16 protein-coding genes are annotated in these 18,106 nt (G+C 46.7%); 6 read left to right on the forward strand and 10 right to left on the reverse strand.

The features are described 5' to 3' along the window. Window positions 1-24: 24 nt before the first annotated feature. The 5 genes from truB to AC07M6_RS12970 all read right to left on the reverse strand — a co-directional run bounded on the left by truB (window position 25) and on the right by AC07M6_RS12970 (window position 4,437). Entirely contained in the window at window positions 25-750 is a 726-nt protein-coding gene (gene truB / locus AC07M6_RS12950; RefSeq protein WP_494890001.1) for a tRNA pseudouridine(55) synthase TruB, read from the reverse strand. A 269-nt stretch (window positions 751-1,019) separates the two neighbouring features. Then, window positions 1,020-1,937, reverse strand: a complete 918-nt coding sequence (locus AC07M6_RS12955) for a helix-turn-helix domain-containing protein (protein WP_494890003.1) — start codon at window positions 1,935-1,937, stop codon at window positions 1,020-1,022. A gap of 13 nt (window positions 1,938-1,950) precedes the next feature. Beyond that, window positions 1,951-2,850, reverse strand: a complete 900-nt coding sequence (locus AC07M6_RS12960) for an NmrA family NAD(P)-binding protein (protein WP_494890005.1) — start codon at window positions 2,848-2,850, stop codon at window positions 1,951-1,953. Window positions 2,851-2,996: 146 nt separating this feature from the next. After that, window positions 2,997-3,362: a hypothetical protein gene (locus AC07M6_RS12965; RefSeq protein WP_494890006.1), complete on the reverse strand. Its 366-nt coding sequence runs from the start codon at window positions 3,360-3,362 to the stop codon at window positions 2,997-2,999. Window positions 3,363-3,534: 172 nt separating this feature from the next. Further along, window positions 3,535-4,437, reverse strand: a complete 903-nt coding sequence (locus AC07M6_RS12970) for a hypothetical protein (protein ID WP_494890008.1) — start codon at window positions 4,435-4,437, stop codon at window positions 3,535-3,537. A 270-nt stretch (window positions 4,438-4,707) separates the two neighbouring features. Here AC07M6_RS12970 and AC07M6_RS12975 point away from each other — a divergent pair, with 270 nt between their 5' ends. After that, window positions 4,708-4,905, forward strand: coding sequence for a hypothetical protein (locus AC07M6_RS12975; RefSeq protein ID WP_494890010.1), 198 nt, complete (start codon window positions 4,708-4,710; stop codon window positions 4,903-4,905). A 1-nt stretch (window position 4,906) separates the two neighbouring features. Here AC07M6_RS12975 and AC07M6_RS12980 read toward each other — a convergent pair whose 3' ends face one another. Next, window positions 4,907-5,914, reverse strand: a complete 1,008-nt coding sequence (locus AC07M6_RS12980) for an aldose epimerase family protein (protein WP_494890012.1) — start codon at window positions 5,912-5,914, stop codon at window positions 4,907-4,909. Between the two features lie 296 nt (window positions 5,915-6,210). After that, window positions 6,211-7,248 (reverse strand): LacI family DNA-binding transcriptional regulator, encoded by a 1,038-nt coding sequence (locus AC07M6_RS12985; RefSeq protein WP_494890014.1) that lies wholly within the window; start codon window positions 7,246-7,248, stop codon window positions 6,211-6,213. A 144-nt stretch (window positions 7,249-7,392) separates the two neighbouring features. Between AC07M6_RS12985 and AC07M6_RS12990 the strand changes: the two genes are divergently transcribed. Both AC07M6_RS12990 and xylA read left to right on the forward strand, forming a co-directional pair. After that, complete coding sequence (locus AC07M6_RS12990; protein WP_494890016.1) at window positions 7,393-8,877, forward strand: xylulokinase; 1,485 nt, start codon at window positions 7,393-7,395, stop codon at window positions 8,875-8,877. 172 nt (window positions 8,878-9,049) lie between these two features. After that, window positions 9,050-10,378: a xylose isomerase gene (gene xylA, locus AC07M6_RS12995; RefSeq protein WP_494890018.1), complete on the forward strand. Its 1,329-nt coding sequence runs from the start codon at window positions 9,050-9,052 to the stop codon at window positions 10,376-10,378. A gap of 134 nt (window positions 10,379-10,512) precedes the next feature. Here the strand turns inward: xylA and AC07M6_RS13000 are convergent, their stop codons facing one another. Together AC07M6_RS13000 and AC07M6_RS13005 are read right to left on the reverse strand one after the other, a co-directional pair. Next, entirely contained in the window at window positions 10,513-11,298 is a 786-nt protein-coding gene (locus AC07M6_RS13000; RefSeq protein WP_494890019.1) for a DUF1835 domain-containing protein, read from the reverse strand. 241 nt (window positions 11,299-11,539) lie between these two features. After that, the gene (locus AC07M6_RS13005; RefSeq protein WP_494890021.1) at window positions 11,540-12,703 is read right to left on the reverse strand and encodes an MFS transporter; all 1,164 of its coding nucleotides are present in this window, start codon (window positions 12,701-12,703) and stop codon (window positions 11,540-11,542) included. A 357-nt stretch (window positions 12,704-13,060) separates the two neighbouring features. Between AC07M6_RS13005 and uxaC the strand changes: the two genes are divergently transcribed. Both uxaC and AC07M6_RS13015 read left to right on the forward strand, forming a co-directional pair. Further along, window positions 13,061-14,461: a glucuronate isomerase gene (gene uxaC / locus AC07M6_RS13010; RefSeq protein ID WP_494890023.1), complete on the forward strand. Its 1,401-nt coding sequence runs from the start codon at window positions 13,061-13,063 to the stop codon at window positions 14,459-14,461. Continuing rightward, window positions 14,458-15,471, forward strand: a complete 1,014-nt coding sequence (locus tag AC07M6_RS13015) for a sugar kinase (RefSeq protein ID WP_494890025.1) — start codon at window positions 14,458-14,460, stop codon at window positions 15,469-15,471. Before uxaC ends, AC07M6_RS13015 begins: the two co-directional genes overlap by 4 nt. Before the next feature lie 302 nt (window positions 15,472-15,773). Here AC07M6_RS13015 and AC07M6_RS13020 read toward each other — a convergent pair whose 3' ends face one another. Further along, on the reverse strand, window positions 15,774-16,274 hold the full coding sequence (locus AC07M6_RS13020; RefSeq protein ID WP_494890027.1) for a DUF3347 domain-containing protein: 501 nt from the start codon (window positions 16,272-16,274) through the stop codon (window positions 15,774-15,776). A gap of 89 nt (window positions 16,275-16,363) precedes the next feature. Between AC07M6_RS13020 and AC07M6_RS13025 the strand changes: the two genes are divergently transcribed. Next, window positions 16,364-18,064, forward strand: a complete 1,701-nt coding sequence (locus AC07M6_RS13025) for a M3 family oligoendopeptidase (protein WP_494890029.1) — start codon at window positions 16,364-16,366, stop codon at window positions 18,062-18,064. Window positions 18,065-18,106 lie beyond the last annotated feature (42 nt).

An 18,106-nucleotide genomic window follows, 5' to 3' on the forward strand; every position in this document is an offset into this window, starting at 1 on the left:
TTAGTGCAAAGATAATTGGTAAAATCAATCTTTTATCGGTGAAATCGTACTCAAATCGGTGGAATCAACCTTCAATTCTCTAATTGATGCCACCAGTTCCATTACCTCGTGCGCGTTGACTACATCAAAATCGCCGCTGCGGGTACGGCGCAGACGCGAAAGGTAAGCGCCATTATTCAGTGCCTTTCCAAAATCATTAGCCAGCGACCGGATATAGGTGCCCTTGCTGCACACCACTCTAAAATCTACTTCGGGCAATTCAATACGGGTCAGTTCAAACTCACTGATGGTAACGCTGCGGGGCCTTAGCTCTACTTCTTCGCCGCGGCGGGCTTTTTCGTACAGGCGCTCGCCATCAATTTTTATAGCCGAATGCGCGGGCGGGTACTGCTGTATATCGCCCATAAACTGGTGACAGGCATTACGCAATTGTTCTTCTGTAAGATGGGCGGTTTCAAATTGCTGCTCTGGTTCGCTTTCCAAATCGTAAGTTGGTGTGGTAGCGCCCAGCGTAAAAGTGCCTGTATATTCCTTTTCCTGCGCCTGGAAGGTATCGATCTGCTTGGTCATTTTCCCGGTACAGATAATGAGCAGACCGGTAGCCAGCGGATCAAGTGTGCCTGCATGGCCCACCTTTAATTTTAGCGGCTTAAAAGCGTTGCGGATTTTGCCAACCACGTCAAAACTGGTCCAGCGGTAGGGTTTATTTACCAGGAGCAGTTGCCCGGTGGCGTAGTCTTCTAATTTCAAATTGTTGTGTTATACTAAGCGGCAAATATACGGATTAGTTTGTGGGCTTTACAGGTTGAGGCAATTGCAAATAGCTCTGTTAGGAGCGATATGTTGATAGCATAGATTTACATCTAAGCAAAAGCTCCGTAGGAGCGGCATGTATTTGTGGTTAATCCATGCCGCTCCTGCGGAGCTCGAAGACGTTTGTGGTGTTATGCTACCAACATGTCGCTCCTAACGGAGCTTAGAATTTATGATTATTTACGCTATGTTTTGGATTAGTTCCATCAATTAAACGATTGCCGAAACTCCAGCGGCGATACCTTAGTTTTAGTCTTGAATAGCTTACTGAACGATTGCGGGTGCTCGAAACCTAACTGATAGGCAATTTCACTTACAGATAATGCCGTGGTCGATAAACTTTCTTTGGCCTTTTCTATCAGTTTATTATGGATGTGCTGCTGGGTACTTTGCCCGGTTAAAGCTTTAAGCAATCCGCTTAAATACCCTGGCGATACGTTTAACTCGTTGGCAACGTACGTAACTGTAGGCAGGCCTTGTTTGGCTAATGCATCACTATTAAAATAGCCCGACAGTAAATCCTCCAAACGACTGAGCATTTGGTGACTACTGATCTTCCGTGTGATGAATTGCCGCTGGTAAAACCGGTCGGAGTAAGTGAGCAATAACTCCAGTTGGGCAATAATAATATCCTGGCTAAACTTGTCGATATTGGAATGGTACTCCTGCCGGATGTTTTGCATGATACCGGCAATGATATTTTCTTCTTTATCCGACAGAAACAGCGCCTCGTTTACCGCGTAATCAAAATACTCGTACTGCTTAATGGTTTTGGCCAATGGGGTATTCCATAAAAAATCCGGGTGAAAGAGCAGCATCCAGCCCGACTGCTGTATTACCGTATCCTGTACTACCTCAATGCGCAGTACCTGGCCTGGCGACATGAAAAACATCGTCCCTTCATCAAAATCATAATCCTGCTGACCGTACTTCATCCGGGTATGAAAATTTCTTTTTAAAGCAATGGAATAAAAATCTTTGACCATGCTTACTTCACCCGCGGCTAACTGCGTAACTTCTGCTAAGTTGATCACGCTGATTAACGGGTGCTCGGGTTTTGGCAAGCCCCTGAATTTGTGAAACTCGCTGATAGTTTTAAAACGATGTGGTTGCATACCGGCCATATTTACAATATACTTATTTTTGATGAAAAGCTGCTGCAAATTCCTTTGCAAAATCAACCAGTTTCACCTTACCCATCACCGCTGGCCTGTTGCGGAAATAATCTTCGGACAATAATCCAGTATGAAGCGCACCATACATTTCCGTTAATCCGGCTGCAATTTGCGGGTTCATCCCAATAGATACCAGGCCATTAATCACGTCCTGATCCGGCACGATGATCCATTTCAAATCTGGCATTCCTATGGCAGCCCCTAAAATAGCGGCGCTTTCGTTGCCGGTTAATTCCTCGCTGGCTACATAACGGATCTTGCGGCCCGTAAATGGGGCTAATAATTCTTCGGCAACGGCAGAGGCAATATCTATGGGCGATACCCAGGGGATGATATCATCCGCGCCATAGTTAGCAGCGATGACGCCACCGTTTTTTATCATAGGTACATAACTGTACAAGTTGTAGTAGAACGATGTTGGGCGCATATGGGTAATGGATACATCCGCGGGTAATTCATCCAGCATCAGGGCTACATCATGCGCGCCTATTAGTATCCCCGATCCTTCGGCTAAATGGGCACCAATAGTGCTGAGGTTAACTACACGCTTTACACCAGCTTGCTCAATGGCTGTTACATAGTTTTGACCCAAACCGCGGTAATAGGCTTTAAGATCGAGGCTGTGGTCGAAATAATTATTTGGCGGCACCATGGTGTACACGGCATCGGCCAAAGTAAATGTTTCGGTTAAAAAATCAACATCGGCTAATGAGCCGATAGCGGCGGTTGCACCTAATGCTTCGATCCCGGCCTGCCTGCCGGCATTGCTGCTGATCACCGTAACCGTATGTCCTTTCTCTACCAGTTCTTGCGTTAACGGCTTGCTGATATGCCCTAACGAACCTGTTACTATAATTTTCATATTGTTGCTGTTTAATTTTGTTAATACAAAGGTGCACAGTAACAAATAGGCTGGTGTAGCCAAATCTGCGGTTGTTGTAGCCAAAACCGTAAAACATAAAAACCTTGCGGTTGGGCAAGGTTTTTATATGATCGATTTTGTAAAAATTACTTCTTTTCTTCTACACGTTTAAGCACGCCGTGCATGTTGGTACCGTTAAAGTCCATATCTACGGTGATAGAATCACCATAGAATTTGCCTGCGTTTTTAATAGGAGTACCGTTATAATCTAAGTTAAAAACGAAGTTATTCCCGCTTATTTTACCATCTGTAATAGGTAACGAACCCTGATCGCCATCGGCTGTACCTGTTAGTTTTTCACCCTCGGCCTTAAAGGTATATTTAAGCGGGAAAGAGCCATTGGGAGTTTTAAGCGAACCGCTCCATTTGCCGGTTAAATCGGCCGCTACGGCCAGGCAAACTAAAAACGCGCAAAAGACCAGTGCAATGGTCGAAAACAGTTTCTTCTTCATGTGGTTTTAATTTTTCATGAAGATAAATAAAAAGTCCGGAAGTCGGAAAGACGGGAAGTCCGAAAGATATTGATCAAGTCGGAAAGACAGTAAGTCGGGAAGTCCTAAAAGATAAAATATACAAGACCGTATCCTCCTGCTTACGGACTTTCCGTCTTTTCGGACTTGCGGACTACCTTAAATGATAATAGTAAACCGGTTCGCCAATCCCTTCACTGGCAGTATAGTAGCCTTTGCCATCGGCCGCAAAGGCGACAGCTTCGCCCTGCTTCTCTTTTTTGTAATATAACTTAGCCGGTTTTTTTGTCATCGCCTGCCATACGGGTACCCCTTCGGGGCGTTTCCAGTAAAAAACATGGTTGTAGTTCCTCAGCAATATCTGGCTGCCATCTTTTGAAACATCCCCGCCGGTTACCCATTTAAACGGTGGTATACCTCCTAAATTAATGGTGCTGCGTTTGGTAAGCGTTACCGTATCATTAGCCTGATAGTTAAGCGGGGTAGTATAAATGCTTACCGAGTTTTTCCGTTTAGATACAATATACAGCAAGCGTTCAACCGGGTCAACCATCAGCGTTTCGGCATCTTTGGCGCCATCAGGGTATTTAATGTATAAAGGGGTGCCGTCAATATGTTTTACACTATCCAGGCCGGCAACGGTTGGTTCTTCAAAACGGTAAACGGTCAGGTATTTGCGTTCGGCCCGGTTATCACCAATATCACCCAGGTAAATATAGCTTTTGCTGGTATCGGGACCGGGGCCAACGGCAATATCCTCGCAATCGCGCACGCCAAGTGGTTCTGTAGCTTCGCCTTTAAAAGTGTAGGTAGCCTTTAACTGGCCTTCGGGGGTAATGGCAAAAAAACGGCTGGTATCGCCGCTATCGTTATGGATATAGTAAATATCTTTATTGATGCCTGAAGCCGCCATCCCCGAGGTTTCGTCCATCATGGTACCCCGGATATAACCCGTAATGGTTTCCTTTTCGTGCCTTATTTTTTGGGCGTACGCGGCTAAAAGCGTAAAAATGATGAAAGCCGGCAGCAGTATCCTTTTCCTTTTGAAAAAATTCATATTAATACAAAGGTAACGTATACAGTATGAAGATATTGTTAATTATGGCTAAGCAGGAAAGCATAATGGTGATTTAACCACAAAGTTCACGAAGGTTTGCACAAAGAGTACAAAGCCTTTCTTCTCATCTTTAAAAAAATCCTCTGTGTACTTTGTGGTCCTTTCTCTGTGTACTTTGTGGTTAAATAATTCCATTATAAGCAGCTATATCACACAAACTAATTTGCCTGATCAAACGTTTAATATATACCCCGTTAACTGTATGTACCAATGAAAGCAGATAACAAGCATTTTAAATTCATCAACAGCCAAACCGGCAATGCTATTTATTATTACGCGATAGATAGCACGCTGAAAGAAGATGAAGCAAAGGCCGAGCTGGACAAAGTAAAAGCGCAGGTAGCCATACAAAACCACATGTTCCTGGATATTATTTACTGGCAGGAAATAAAGGACGGCAGGCGCTAAATTATGGTGTTACCCCAAACCGGTACATGGTGGATGACTTAAACATGCCACCCGGCCTCAATACGGTTGACGGAAACGTTGGCTGGTTGGGCGAATCGGGGAAATGCTGCGTCTCCATACAAAAAGCCGTACGGCAATCGTCCTTGCTGCCCCCCTTAAAGGTATTGGCGCCATTCATAAAATTCCCGGTATAAAACTGCATGCCCGGCTCGGTGGTCAGCACCTCCATAGTAATGCCGGTTTGCTTGCCGGTAGCCTTGGCGGCCGGGGTTAATTTTTGCCCTTCTGTTTTATTCAGTACATAATTATGGTCGTACCCACGGGCTATCAAAAGTTGTTCGTGGTTTGCATCAATGTGCTCACCAATGGTTTTGGGTTCTCTAAAGTCAAACGGCGAGTGCGCCACAGCCGATAGCTTACCCGTGGGGATCAGGTTCTCGTTTATCCTGGTATAGGCATCGGCGTTTATTTGTACGGTATGCTTAAGCACATCGCCGCTACCCTCGCCATCCAGGTTAAAATAGGCATGGTTGGTCAGATTAATTACGGTATCTGCTTTAGTTGTCGCTTCATAATCTATCATCAAGGCGTTATCAATCAGCGTAAAAACAACCTTCACCTGCAAATCTCCCGGGTAACCATCTTCTCCATCAGGCGAAAAAAGGGTGAATACAATATGCTGGTCCTGCGCATCGGCTATCTCCCAAACTTTATCGTGAAAACCGCGGCCGCCGTGCAAACTATTGGCACCGTTATTAACCGGCAAGTGGTAGGTAGTACCGTTTAAAGTGAATTGCCCGTTAGCAATGCGGTTAGCAAAACGGCCTATGGTAGCGCCATAATAAGGCGCGGCAGCCTTTAAATAGTCGTCAACTGTTTTAAAGCCGGTTACCACATCAACTGGGTTCCCATTTTTATCATGAACAATAAGCCCTGTAATGCGTGCGCCATAGTTGGTTACAGTGGCTTGCAGATATTGGTTTTTTAGAGTGACGATTTTTGCTTGCATAAAGCGTATAGTATATAATAATCTTGCTTTTTAGCCGGTTCAAGCGTCCACACTTGAAATTATATTTCTGTAAGCGTCTATGCCTACACCATAGGTTTTAAAACGTGAGCGTGGACGCTCACCTGGTACAATTATTCAAGCGTGGACGCTTGAACAGGCAAATGTTCCTTAGTCCCATCGGGACTTTTGGTGGGTAGCATTGCAAGGTCATCACCAGGCGTTCCGTAGGAACGCTTGGTACTTGTACATCATATCCTACCAACCAAATGTACCTTCGGCACATTTATTAACCGGCCCTACACCACCCTCGTAGTCGATGACCTGATGATCAGTTTTGGTTTAATACTGATGGTTCTGGGGGTGCTGCCGGTGTCTTTGTTTTTATTATCCATTTCCTGGAAATAGAGGTTAGATATGGTTTGGCCGATATAAACACTATGCTGATCGATAGTGGTAATGGACGGACTGGTAATCTCGGTAAAAGCTTCGTTAGAATAGCCGCAGATACCCAGTTCATCAGGCACTTTAATACCCATATCGGTAGCTACCTCCAATACCCCTAAAGCCGAAAAATCATCGCGCGAGGCAAAAATGGCGTCGGGCGGGTTGGGCATATTTAGTAAACTGCGTACGGCTAAAGCGCCGGCTTCTTTTGTCCAGGCATTGGCTATAATCAGCTCTTCTGATACCGGCAGGCCTGCTTCCTGCAAAGCCCTGGTATATCCGGCTTTCCGCTGGCGGAAAACATCCAGGTTTTGCGGCCCTTCCAGTAAAGCTATGCGCTTATACCCCTGGCTGATCATGTGTGTTACAGCTTCCAAAGATGCCTGCTCGTTATCGTTAACCACCTTCAGCGTTTGCAGGTTATCGGCCACACGGTCAAACTGGATCAGCTGGATATGGTGGTCAATTACGTTTTGCAGGTGGGTATAATCATTGCCTTCGGCCGATACCGATATCACGATGCAATCCACATGCTGATTGATCAGGGTATTGACACATTGGATCTCCTTATCGTGCGATTCGTTAGACTGGCAGATGACCAGATTGTAGCCGCGCCGGTAGGTGGCATCTTCAATACCCGCTATCACATTAGCAAAAAAGTTTTGATTAATACGCGGCACTACCACTCCAATAGTTTGCGATTTACCCTTACGCAGGTTTGAGGCCAGCGTATTGGGCTTATAATTCATTTCGGCGGCGGTTTTTTTGATCAGTTGCTTGGTCGCCTCGTTCACATGGCTGCTGTTGTTCAGCGCCCTGGAAACGGACGAAGCTGTCAAATTCAGCTTCCTGGCAATATCATAAATCGTGACTCTTTTCTTAGGATTCATCTTGATGATGTAATATTAGAAAAAATAAAATAAATAAATTAAAACAATCGATTGCAGAACAAAAAAATTAAATTTACTTTCGTTGATTCAAAGCCCGTTTGTAAACCGGGCACTTCAAAATAAAAGTATTTGTTATAGCTATATATGTTGTTATTAGGTATTGATATCGGCACCTCATCGGTAAAAATTTCGGTGGTGGATGCAGCCACGCAAAAAGCGGTGATGACGGCGCAATATCCCGATAAGGAATCGCCCATTATTTCCGTACAACCGGGCTGGGCCGAGCAATCACCCGATATGTGGTGGCAGCAGGCACAGCAGGCCATACAGCGCTGCCATGCATCGGGTAAATACAACCCGCTTGATATTGAAGCCATTGGTATAGCCTACCAGATGCATGGTTTGGTACTGGTAGATAAAGATCAAAACCTGCTGCGCGATAGTATTATCTGGTGCGATAGCCGCGCGGTAGAAATTGGCGATAAAGCCTTTGATGAAATTGGTCATGATACCTGTCTCGCTCATTTCCTTAATTCGCCCGGTAATTTTACGGCCGCCAAACTGGCCTGGGTAAAACAAAACGAGCCGGAGATTTACGCCAAAATAGACAAGATCATGCTGCCCGGCGATTATATTGCCATGAAACTGACCGGCGAGATTACCACATCGGTATCAGCCTTGTCCGAAGGTATCTTCTTCGATTTCCTGAACAACCGGTTGTCGGATGAGATTCTTAATTACTTTGGTTTCAGTCCGGATCTGTTTCCACCCATAAAACCTGTTTTTTCGGTACATGGTAATTTACTACCGTCTGTTGCGGCGCAATTAGGCCTTAAACAAGGTATCGCTGTTGCCTACAAAGCCGGCGATCAGCCCAACAACGCCTTGTCGTTAAACGTGCTTCGCCCCGGCGAGGTAGCCGCCACGGCAGGTACATCGGGTGTTATATATGGTGTCAGCGATGAGTTGACTTACGACCCGCAATCGCGTGTAAACACCTTCGCGCATGTAAATTATGCCGAAGCACAAAAACGTTTGGGCGTACTGTTATGCATCAACGGTACCGGCAGCCTTAACCGCTGGACTAAAAGCCTGTTCGGTTCGGCTATTAGCTACGCGCAGATGAACGATTTGGCTATGCAGGCCCCATTGGGCAGCAACGGCCTGCGCATATTGCCTTTCGGCAACGGTGCCGAGCGCATGCTGAACAATAAGCTGATAGGTGTACATTTCCACCATATCGACTTGAACCTGCATATGCAGCCGCATCTGTTCCGCGCGGTGCAGGAAGGGATTGCCTGCGCATTCCGTTACGGGCTGGATATTATGCGCAGCAACGGCATGAACCCTACGGTGATACGGGCCGGTAAGACCAACCTTTTTTTAAGCGAACTGTTTACCGAAGCCTTTGTAAATGTAACCGGTGTACCGGTTGAACTTTACCAAAACGATGGCAGCGTAGGCGCGGCATTAGGCGCGGGCATAGGCAGCGGTATTTTCGCCACTGCCGAAGAAGCCTTCGCGCAGATACAAAGTATACAAACCATTAGCCCAACCACTAACGCTTACGAACCTGTTTACCAGGAATGGAAGAGTTTGCTGGAACAGCAGTTGACGGTGGAGCAATAAAAAAGTCCGGAAGTCGGGAAGACCGAAAGTCCGGAAGCAGAAATAAAAAAGGAAAAGTCCGGAAGACAGGAAGACCGAAAGTCCGGAAGCAGAAATAGAATTTATAAACACAAATACAAACTAAAATCTTCCGGACTTCCCGTCTTTCGGACTTTCGGACTACAAAAGAATCATGAGCATCACATTAGGAAACGAAGAGTACTTTAAAGGAATAAACCAGGTAAAATACGAGGGCCTGGAAAGTGACAACCCGCTGGCCTTCCGCTGGTACAATGCAGACCAGGTAGTGGCCGGCAAAACCATGAAAGAACATTTGCGCTTTGCCTGTGCCTACTGGCACAGCTTTGTAGGCAATGGCGGCGACCCTTTTGGCGGGCCGACACACCAATTTGCCTGGGATGTAAAAACAGACGCGGTAGAGCGCGCTAAAGACAAGATGGATGCCGCCTTCGAATTCATCACCAAAATGAACCTGCCTTACTACTGCTTCCACGATGTGGATGTGGTGGATTATGGTAACGATATTAACGAGAACGACCGCAGGTTATCGGCATTGGTAGATTACGCCAAACTAAAGCAACAGGAAAGCGGCGTGAAGCTGCTGTGGGGTACGGCCAATTTATTTTCGCATAAGCGTTATATGAACGGCGCTTCTACCAACCCCGATTTCCATGTGCTGGCACATGGGGCGGCACAGGTAAAAGCGGCATTGGATGCTACCATTGCCTTAGGCGGCGAAAATTACGTTTTTTGGGGCGGGCGCGAAGGTTATATGAGCCTGCTGAACACCAATATGAAGCGTGAACAGGAACATATGGCCAAATTTCTGCACACTGCTAAGGATTATGCCCGCAAGCAGGGCTTTAAAGGTACTTTCTTTATCGAGCCCAAACCATGCGAGCCATCTAAGCATCAGTATGATTATGACGCGGCTACCGTATTGGGCTTTTTGCAGAAATACGACCTGATGAACGACTTTAAACTGAACCTGGAAGTGAACCATGCTACACTGGCCGGCCATACTTTCCAGCATGAGTTACAGGTAGCGGCCGATTCGGGTTTATTAGGATCGATAGATGCTAACCGCGGCGATTATCAGAACGGCTGGGATACCGACCAGTTCCCTAATGATATTACCGAGATTACCGAAGCGATGATGATCATTTTGCAGGCCGGTGGTTTGCAAGGAGGTGGCATCAATTTTGATGCAAAAATAAGGAGGAACTCGACCGACCCGGCCGACCTGTTTTACGCACATATTGGCGGGATGGACATATTTGCCAGGGCATTGGTTACAGCAGACAAGATATTGCAAAAGTCGGACTTTAAAAAGATCCGTACTGAAAGGTATGCATCGTTCGATAGCGGCAAAGGCGCCGAGTTTGAACAAGGAAAATTATCGCTGGAAGATTTGCGGGAATATGCCATTCAAAACGGCGAACCGGCAGTGATCAGCGGCAAACAGGAGTATTTGGAAAATATCATCAACAGATATATTTAACGCTTCTCCTAAACCGGTTTTTTACGGCGGCCCATTCATAGGGGGCCGCCGTTTTTTTTACCCCCTACCCCCCTGAAGGGGGAATACAAGCATGGGACTCATTTGCACATTTGCATATCCGCACATTTGCACATTTACTTCATCAACCCCTTGCTCCTCAACTTATCCAGATACAAACCCACTTCTAAATCGCCCAGTCCGTAAATTTTGTCAGTTGCCCAAAAGGCTACGCATATTTCCTGCTGGGTAGTAATGCCGCTTTGGTAAATGTCCAGCAGTTTCTGTTCGATATAATTCAGTCCGTTTGCATTGAGCAGCAAGCGTTGCAGGTGAGCTTCCAGCGCGGTTTTCAGCCAGTGCATTGCTCCCCAAAACTTGGTTTCGGCAAGGTACTGCTGCAGGTGTTCCGCATCGTGCTTTACGTACATTTCCCAGGTTTCGGCGGCTATTACAAAATCAATTTCGTTTAGCTGCACGCGGATGTTATCATACAAATAACGTAGCTCTTCGCCATTCAGTTCGCCCATACCGCCAAAATTCGGCTTGCCGGGAAATGTACCCGGACAAATCAAATAGATAGCCGGGCCCGACAGGTCGGCTTGTTGTTTCAGATAATTCATTACCCCCAGCATATTGCTTTGGCAATGCAGGTCGTACTCAAACCAAATGTTTATTTCATCATGCGGTTGGCTTAATACAGCCAGTTGGTCTATCATATCCCGCTGATAGGCCTCGGGCTGATCGTCGAAAGTTTTACAGATCCAGGCCGAGCGGGTTTTCCAGAAATGTGCCGAACCGATATTCATTTCCAGCGGGCCTTCTGACAGTACTTCCCGCCAAACCATCACATCGCCGTCAAGGCCGGTATGCTTAAATCCATACAAGGTAGAATCGCCGTTTAGGACATGCAGTGTTTTCATAAGGGGTATGATGTGGTTTTTAAAATCCTATACTTAGAGCAAATTAGCATGTTAATGTTACGAAAAACTGCAAAGTTAAACAACCGCAATTTAAGCGTCCACGCTTAACTTAACGCAACTGTCAGCGTCCACGCTGACGTTTAATACGGGAGCGCAGACGCTCAATCAGGATATAGTTCAAGCGAGGACGCTTGAATCGGCAAAAGCGTGGACGCTTGAACCGGCAAATGAAAATGCAACACTATGCTTCCTCTTCCTTTATCATCGATACCATCCAGACGATCAATCCGCCAAAGGCCGCTATCATGCCAAAGGCCACCCGTAGTCCGGCCGCCTGTGCCACAAAGCCTACCAATGGCGGTACAAGTAAAAAACCAAGATAACCAATAGTAGATATGGCCGCTATGGCCGATGCCCCGCTCATGGTTTTTGATTTACCCGCCATGCTAAACACCAGCGGTACAATACAGGATACCCCGGCGCCCGTCAGCACAAAACCAATGCAGGCCGAGGCGGTGTACGGGATCAGTACGGCTATCAGCATCCCGGCAAATATCAGCCAGCCGCTGTAGGTTAAAATGGGTTTAATGCCCAGCCGGTTCACCAGCCTGTCGCCGGCAAAGCGACTAATGGTCATGGCCACCATGTAAAAAACAAAGCCTGCTGTAGCGGCTTGCTTGGAGGTATGCACGGCTTTTTCAAAGTAGATGCCGCTCCAATCGTACATGGTATTTTCACAGGCCATACAGGCAAAACAGATCAGGGCAAATTTGAGCAGGAATTTATCGGGCAGGGAAAATACCGGCCGCTTTTGCAGCGCCGATGGCTTATGATAAATAGTTTCGGGATAGAAGAACAGGGCGGCTATTACCATGGCTATGCCCACACCCGGCAAATGCCAGGATGGCGCAATACTAAACCTTACCATCAGGTAGCCTACTGCCGCCCCGGCAAAACCGGCCATGCTCCACACCCCATGAAAGAAAGTCATGATAGATCTGTCATACAACGATTGCACACTGATAGACTGCGCGTTTAATGACAGGTTAAACAAATTGCGCGATGAACCGAAGCAAAACAAAATGGCTACCAGTTGCCAGGTTTGTGTGGCAAAGCCCAGCAGGCTCAGCATTACATTAAATATCATGGCCCCGGTAAACATAATGCTGCGGCTGCTAAACCGGCTTAATAATTGCCCGGTGAGGGGCATAGTGAGCATTAACCCGGCGGGCATAGCAAACAGCACCGCGCCTAATTGCCTCTCGTTTAAATGCAGGTTGGCTTGTATAAATGGGATGCGCGATGCCCAGGCCGAATAGCCAAAGCCCGATATAAAGTAAAATACAGTGCTGGAAATGCGGGCTTTGCGCGGGGTTTTATACGTGATAATGGCATGATGCGGCATGTGTGCAAAAATAAGGTTTAATGTGCAAATGCGAGGATATGCAAGTGTGCAAATGAAGATTATTTGAAAATGCTTTAATCTGGCTTCAGTCTGCGACTGAAGCCTATGGATAAGGAAAGTTTACAACTTTCCGGCAGGAAGACAAGTCACAGACTTGCCTGATCTTTGGCTTCAGTCTGCGACTGAAGCCAGCTATGGGTTACCTCCAAGACTTACGAAGTTTTAAAAACTTCGTAAGTCTGAATAACTGTTAGTATCATATACAAACATGTACAAATCGTTCATTAATAAAAGCGGAATAATTAATACCTTAGCATCGTTTTAAGCACCCCATTTAGCTTAAGAACAAATCTTTTTATGAACATTTTTTTAGACGAAAACTTCCTGCTGAAAACCGAAACTGCGCGCCGCTTATATCACGATTATGCGCAGCAAATGCCGATAATTGATTACCACTGCCATTTACCGCCCGACCAGATTGCGGCCAACGGTAATTTTGCCAACCTTACCCAGGTTTGGCTTTATGGCGATCATTATAAATGGCGTGCCATGCGCGCCAACGGTGTCAACGAAAAATACATCACCGGCAACGGTACCGATTTTGAAAAATTTGAGCAATGGGCGGCTACCGTGCCGTATACCCTGCGCAACCCGCTGTACCACTGGACACACCTGGAATTGCAGCGCTATTTTGGCATGAACGATATCGTATCATCGGCCACAGCCAAAAAGATCTACGACGAGTGTACCGCCAAACTGCAAACCCCCGAATATAAAGTGCGCAGCCTGATCCAGAACATGAACGTTAAGGTGGTTTGCACCACCGACGATCCGCTGGATAACCTGGAATACCACCAGCAAATTAAGGCTGATAACTATGCCGTAAAAATACTGCCGGCCTACCGCCCCGATAAGGCTATGGCTGCTGATGATGTTGCCGGTTTGAATGCCTACATCACTAAGCTGGAAGAGGTAACCAATACCAATATCGAAGATTTTGAAGCTTACCTGTCGGCCCTGAAAGCCCGTCACGATTATTTCGCGGCCAACGGCTGTTCGGTATCCGACCACGGCCTGGAACAAATCTACGCCGAAGATTATACCGATGCCGAGATCAGCGCCATCTTTAAAACCATCCGTGCTGGTGGCGTTTTGCTGCCTGGCGATATCTTGAAATTTAAATCGGCTATGCTGGTTTACTTTGCCGAGTGGGACCACGAAAAAGGTTGGGTGCAGCAATATCACCTGGGTGCTTTGCGTAACAACAATACCCGCATGCTATCGCAATTAGGGCCTGATACCGGCTGGGATTCCATCGGCGATTTTAGCCAGGCCCGCATGCTGTCTAAATTCCTGAACCGTTTGGATACCGAAAATAAACTGGCCAAAACCATTATCTATAATCTCAACCCTGCCGATAACGAACTGATAGCTACCATGATCGGTAACTTTAACGATGGCTCGGTTGCCGGTAAAATCCAGTTTGGATCGGCCTGGTGGTTCCTTGATCAAAAGGATGGCATGATTAAACAGATGAACGCCTTATCAAACATGGGCTTATTAAGCCGTTTGGTAGGTATGCTCACCGATTCGCGCAGCTTCCTGTCGTACCCGCGTCACGAATACTTCCGCCGCCTGCTGTGTAACCTGTTTGGCGATGATGTAGAGAATGGCGAACTGCCTAATGATATAGCCTGGATAGGTAAAATTGTTCAGGATATTTGCTATTATAATGCCAAAAACTATTTCGGCTGGTGATCAGTAAGATACTTTGTTTTGGGGAACTGCTTTTGCGCATCTCGCCTGCCCCGCAGGAAGACGCGGAAAAGCACCCCTTTTACCTGTACATGGGCGGCGCCGAAGCCAATGCCGCCACGGCCCTTGCCGGCTGGAGCGTACCGGTAAAGTATTGCACCGTACTGCCCGACAATTTTATGAGCCACCATGTGATAGACTACCTGGAGTATAAAGGGATCTTCACTTCATCCATTATATTCTCGGGCGAACGTATTGGCGTTTACTATCTGGAGCGCGGCGCCGATTTAAAAGGCAGCGTGGTTTATGACCGTGCCGGTTCATCATTCTCCCAGCTAAAACGCGGGATGATAGACTGGGACAAGGTACTGCGCGATGTATCCTGGTTTAACTTTACGGCCATCAGCCCGGCGCTGAACGAGGATGTGGCCGATGTTTGCCTGGAAGCGCTGGAAGCCGCATCGCGCAAGAACATCACGATCTCTGTCGATCTGAATTACCGCTCGCGCCTGTGGAAATACGGCAAGCAACCGGTAGAGGTAATGCCCCAACTACTTTCCTACTGCGATGTGGTGATGGGCAATATCTGGAGTGCCAACACTTTGCTGGGTACGGCAATTGATGAACACATCCACGATAAAAAAAACAAGCAGGCTTATCTGGACCATGCCCGGGATACCTCGGCCGAGATTATGCGAATGTTCCCAAAGGTAAAAACGGTAGCCAATACCTTCCGCTTTGACAGTGAAGCCAATCATACGCATTATTACACCACCTTATATACTGATAACCAGCTCTACCATTCGCCCGAGTTTAATTGCGGCGGTGTGGTAGACCGGTCGGGCAGCGGCGATTGCTTTATGGCCGGCCTCATCTATGGTTTCTATAATCAGCACCCGCCACAGGAAATACTGAATTACGCTACCGCGGCAGCCTTCGGCAAACTACAGGAACAAGGCGACGCCACCGGTCAGGATATTTTGACGGTGAAAAAGGTACGGGGAACGGAGTAATTGCGGTAGTCAGTCAAAAAACACGTTATTACGAGTTATCAAATTCGGGCGGGACTTTAAAAATATGCATGACGTTTAGTATCCCAGCTAAAACAGGTTGTCATTCTGAGTGAAACGAAGAATCTACCGTCAATGCATTCCGCTCTGCTTACTATAGATTCTTCACTCCGTTCAGAATGACAAATAGTAACATGTCATGGGTAGGTACGAAGTAATCTCAAAACTAAACAGCCGCATTTGCAAGTTCGATTTGCAGTCGGGAAGATTGCTTCGTACCTCGCAATGACGCGGTTTAGTAAGCCTTACTTCGCCACCTTAATTGTTTCCTTTACCTCGCCACATGTTAACATATCGCTGCCATAATATGGATTAGCTATTTTATCGGATGCGCTTAACCAATAAGCCTTTTTCATGGGGCAATACTGGCGGTAAAGGGTAATATCGTTGGCCTTCATGTTTTTAATCAGGCCGTAAATATCATCAGATAGTTTTTGAAAATGCTCGCGTTGATGGGCAATATCGCTTGATTCGGCAATATGGTCGCCGTTGAAGCGCAGCTTCTCACCATACTTAGTCCAGACCGCTTTTTGGGCGGCATCCATCGTGCCCTCGTTAACTTCCTTAACAGCAGCTGTAAATAGTTTGGCCTGGGCGTTAGCGTTTTTGCTATTATCGGTTGCCAGGGCGTCCTTCATGCCTAAATAAGCTTTGATGAGGTGACTAATGGCAGCGTTATCGGCAGCTTTAACTTGTGTGCCAATGGCAATCAAGAGTGTTAGGGTTAATATTTTTAGTGTTTTCATGTCTCTATACAAATATAACAAATGAAAGCATTTTCCACTTCCTAAAAAATCTGCACATTTGCACATCAGCATATTTGCACATTTACACCATGATCCATAAAAAACCAAGAACATACGTACCTGCTAATTTTGAAATGAACTGGGAAAACCTGGAGCCGCTTTTTAATGAGCTGATTGCCCGCCCCATTCATTCGGTTGAGGAATTGGAGCAATGGATGCGCAACCGCAGCGAAGTGGAAGCCGCCATTGAAGAAGACTTTGCCTGGCGCTATATCCGCATGACCTGCGATACCACCAACGAGGACCTGCTGGCCAAATTCCAGTATTTTGCTACCGAAGTTGAGCCCAAAATAGCGCCCTGTAATAACGAACTGAATAAAAAACTGGTAGCCAGCGAATACGCCGATCAATTGGATAAAGAGAAATATTTTATCTATCTGCGTGGTATCCGCAAGGCATTGGAGTTGTTTCGCGAGGAAAATATCCCGGTACAAACCGAGATCCAGTTAGAGCAGCAGAAATACCAATCGATCACCGGCTCCATGTCGGTACATATCGGCGATAAGGAATATACCATGGAGCAGGCCGGCGTGTTTTTAAAAGATACCGACCGTGCCAAACGCCAACTGGCCTGGGAAACCATTACCGCCCGCCGCCTGCAGGATAAGGATACGCTGAACAGCTTATTCGATCACCTGCGCGCATTACGCCACCAACTGGCGCTGAATGCCAATTTCGAGAATTTCCGCGATTATATGTTCCAGGCGCTGGGCCGGTTTGATTATACCCCGCAGGATTGCTATGCTTTTCACGAGGCTATTGAGAAAGAGATTGTCCCTATCCTGCACGAACAGGCCGAAAAACGTAAGGCGGCCCTGGCTTTAGATACCCTTAAGGCCTGGGATATGGATGTAGATGTATCGGGCAAACCGGCTTTAAAACCTTTTAAAAACGGTGATGACCTGATCGAAAAATCTATCCAGTGCTTCAGCAATATCAGCCGCTACCTGGGCGAGCGTTTGGAAATTATGAAGGATAACAGCCTGTTTGATGTGGAAAGCCGCAAAGGCAAAGCGCCGGGTGGTTATAACTATCCGCTTAGCGAAACCGGCGCCCCGTTCATCTTCATGAATTCGGCCAATACCTTCCGCGATCTGACCACCATGGTACACGAGGGCGGCCACGCGGTGCATACTTTCCTGACTGCCGACTTAGAGCTGAACGATTTTAAACATACCCCGGCCGAGGTGGCCGAACTGGCATCTATGTCGATGGAATTGATATCGATGGATAACTGGGATGTGTATTTTGATAACGAGGAAGACCTGAAACGCGCTAAACGCGATCAGTTGATCGATGTGCTGAAAACCCTGCCCTGGGTGGCTGTAGTTGATCAGTTTCAACACTGGATCTATACCAACCCCGATCATACGGACGAGCAGCGCACCGAAGCCTGGATACAGATATACGAACGCTTTGGCGCCGGTTTTGTAGATTGGAGCGATCACCCCGACGCCGAAACCAACCTTTGGCAAAAACAGCTGCACATTTTTGAGGTGCCCTTTTATTATATAGAATACGGTATGGCCCAGTTAGGCGCTATAGCGGTATGGAAAAACTACAAGGAAAACCCCGAAAAGGGCCTGCAGCAATACCTGGATGCCCTGAAATTAGGCTATACCAAAACCATTAAAGAGATTTACGAAACTGCCGGCATTAAGTTTGATTTCAGCGCAGGTTATGTGGCTGAACTGGCCGCTTTTGTTAAGAGGGAAATGGAGAAGATATAATTAAAACATGTCATTTCGACCAACGGGAGAAATCTTCTACGT

This window comes from Mucilaginibacter sp. GW821-FHT07H05, assembly GCF_059418485.1.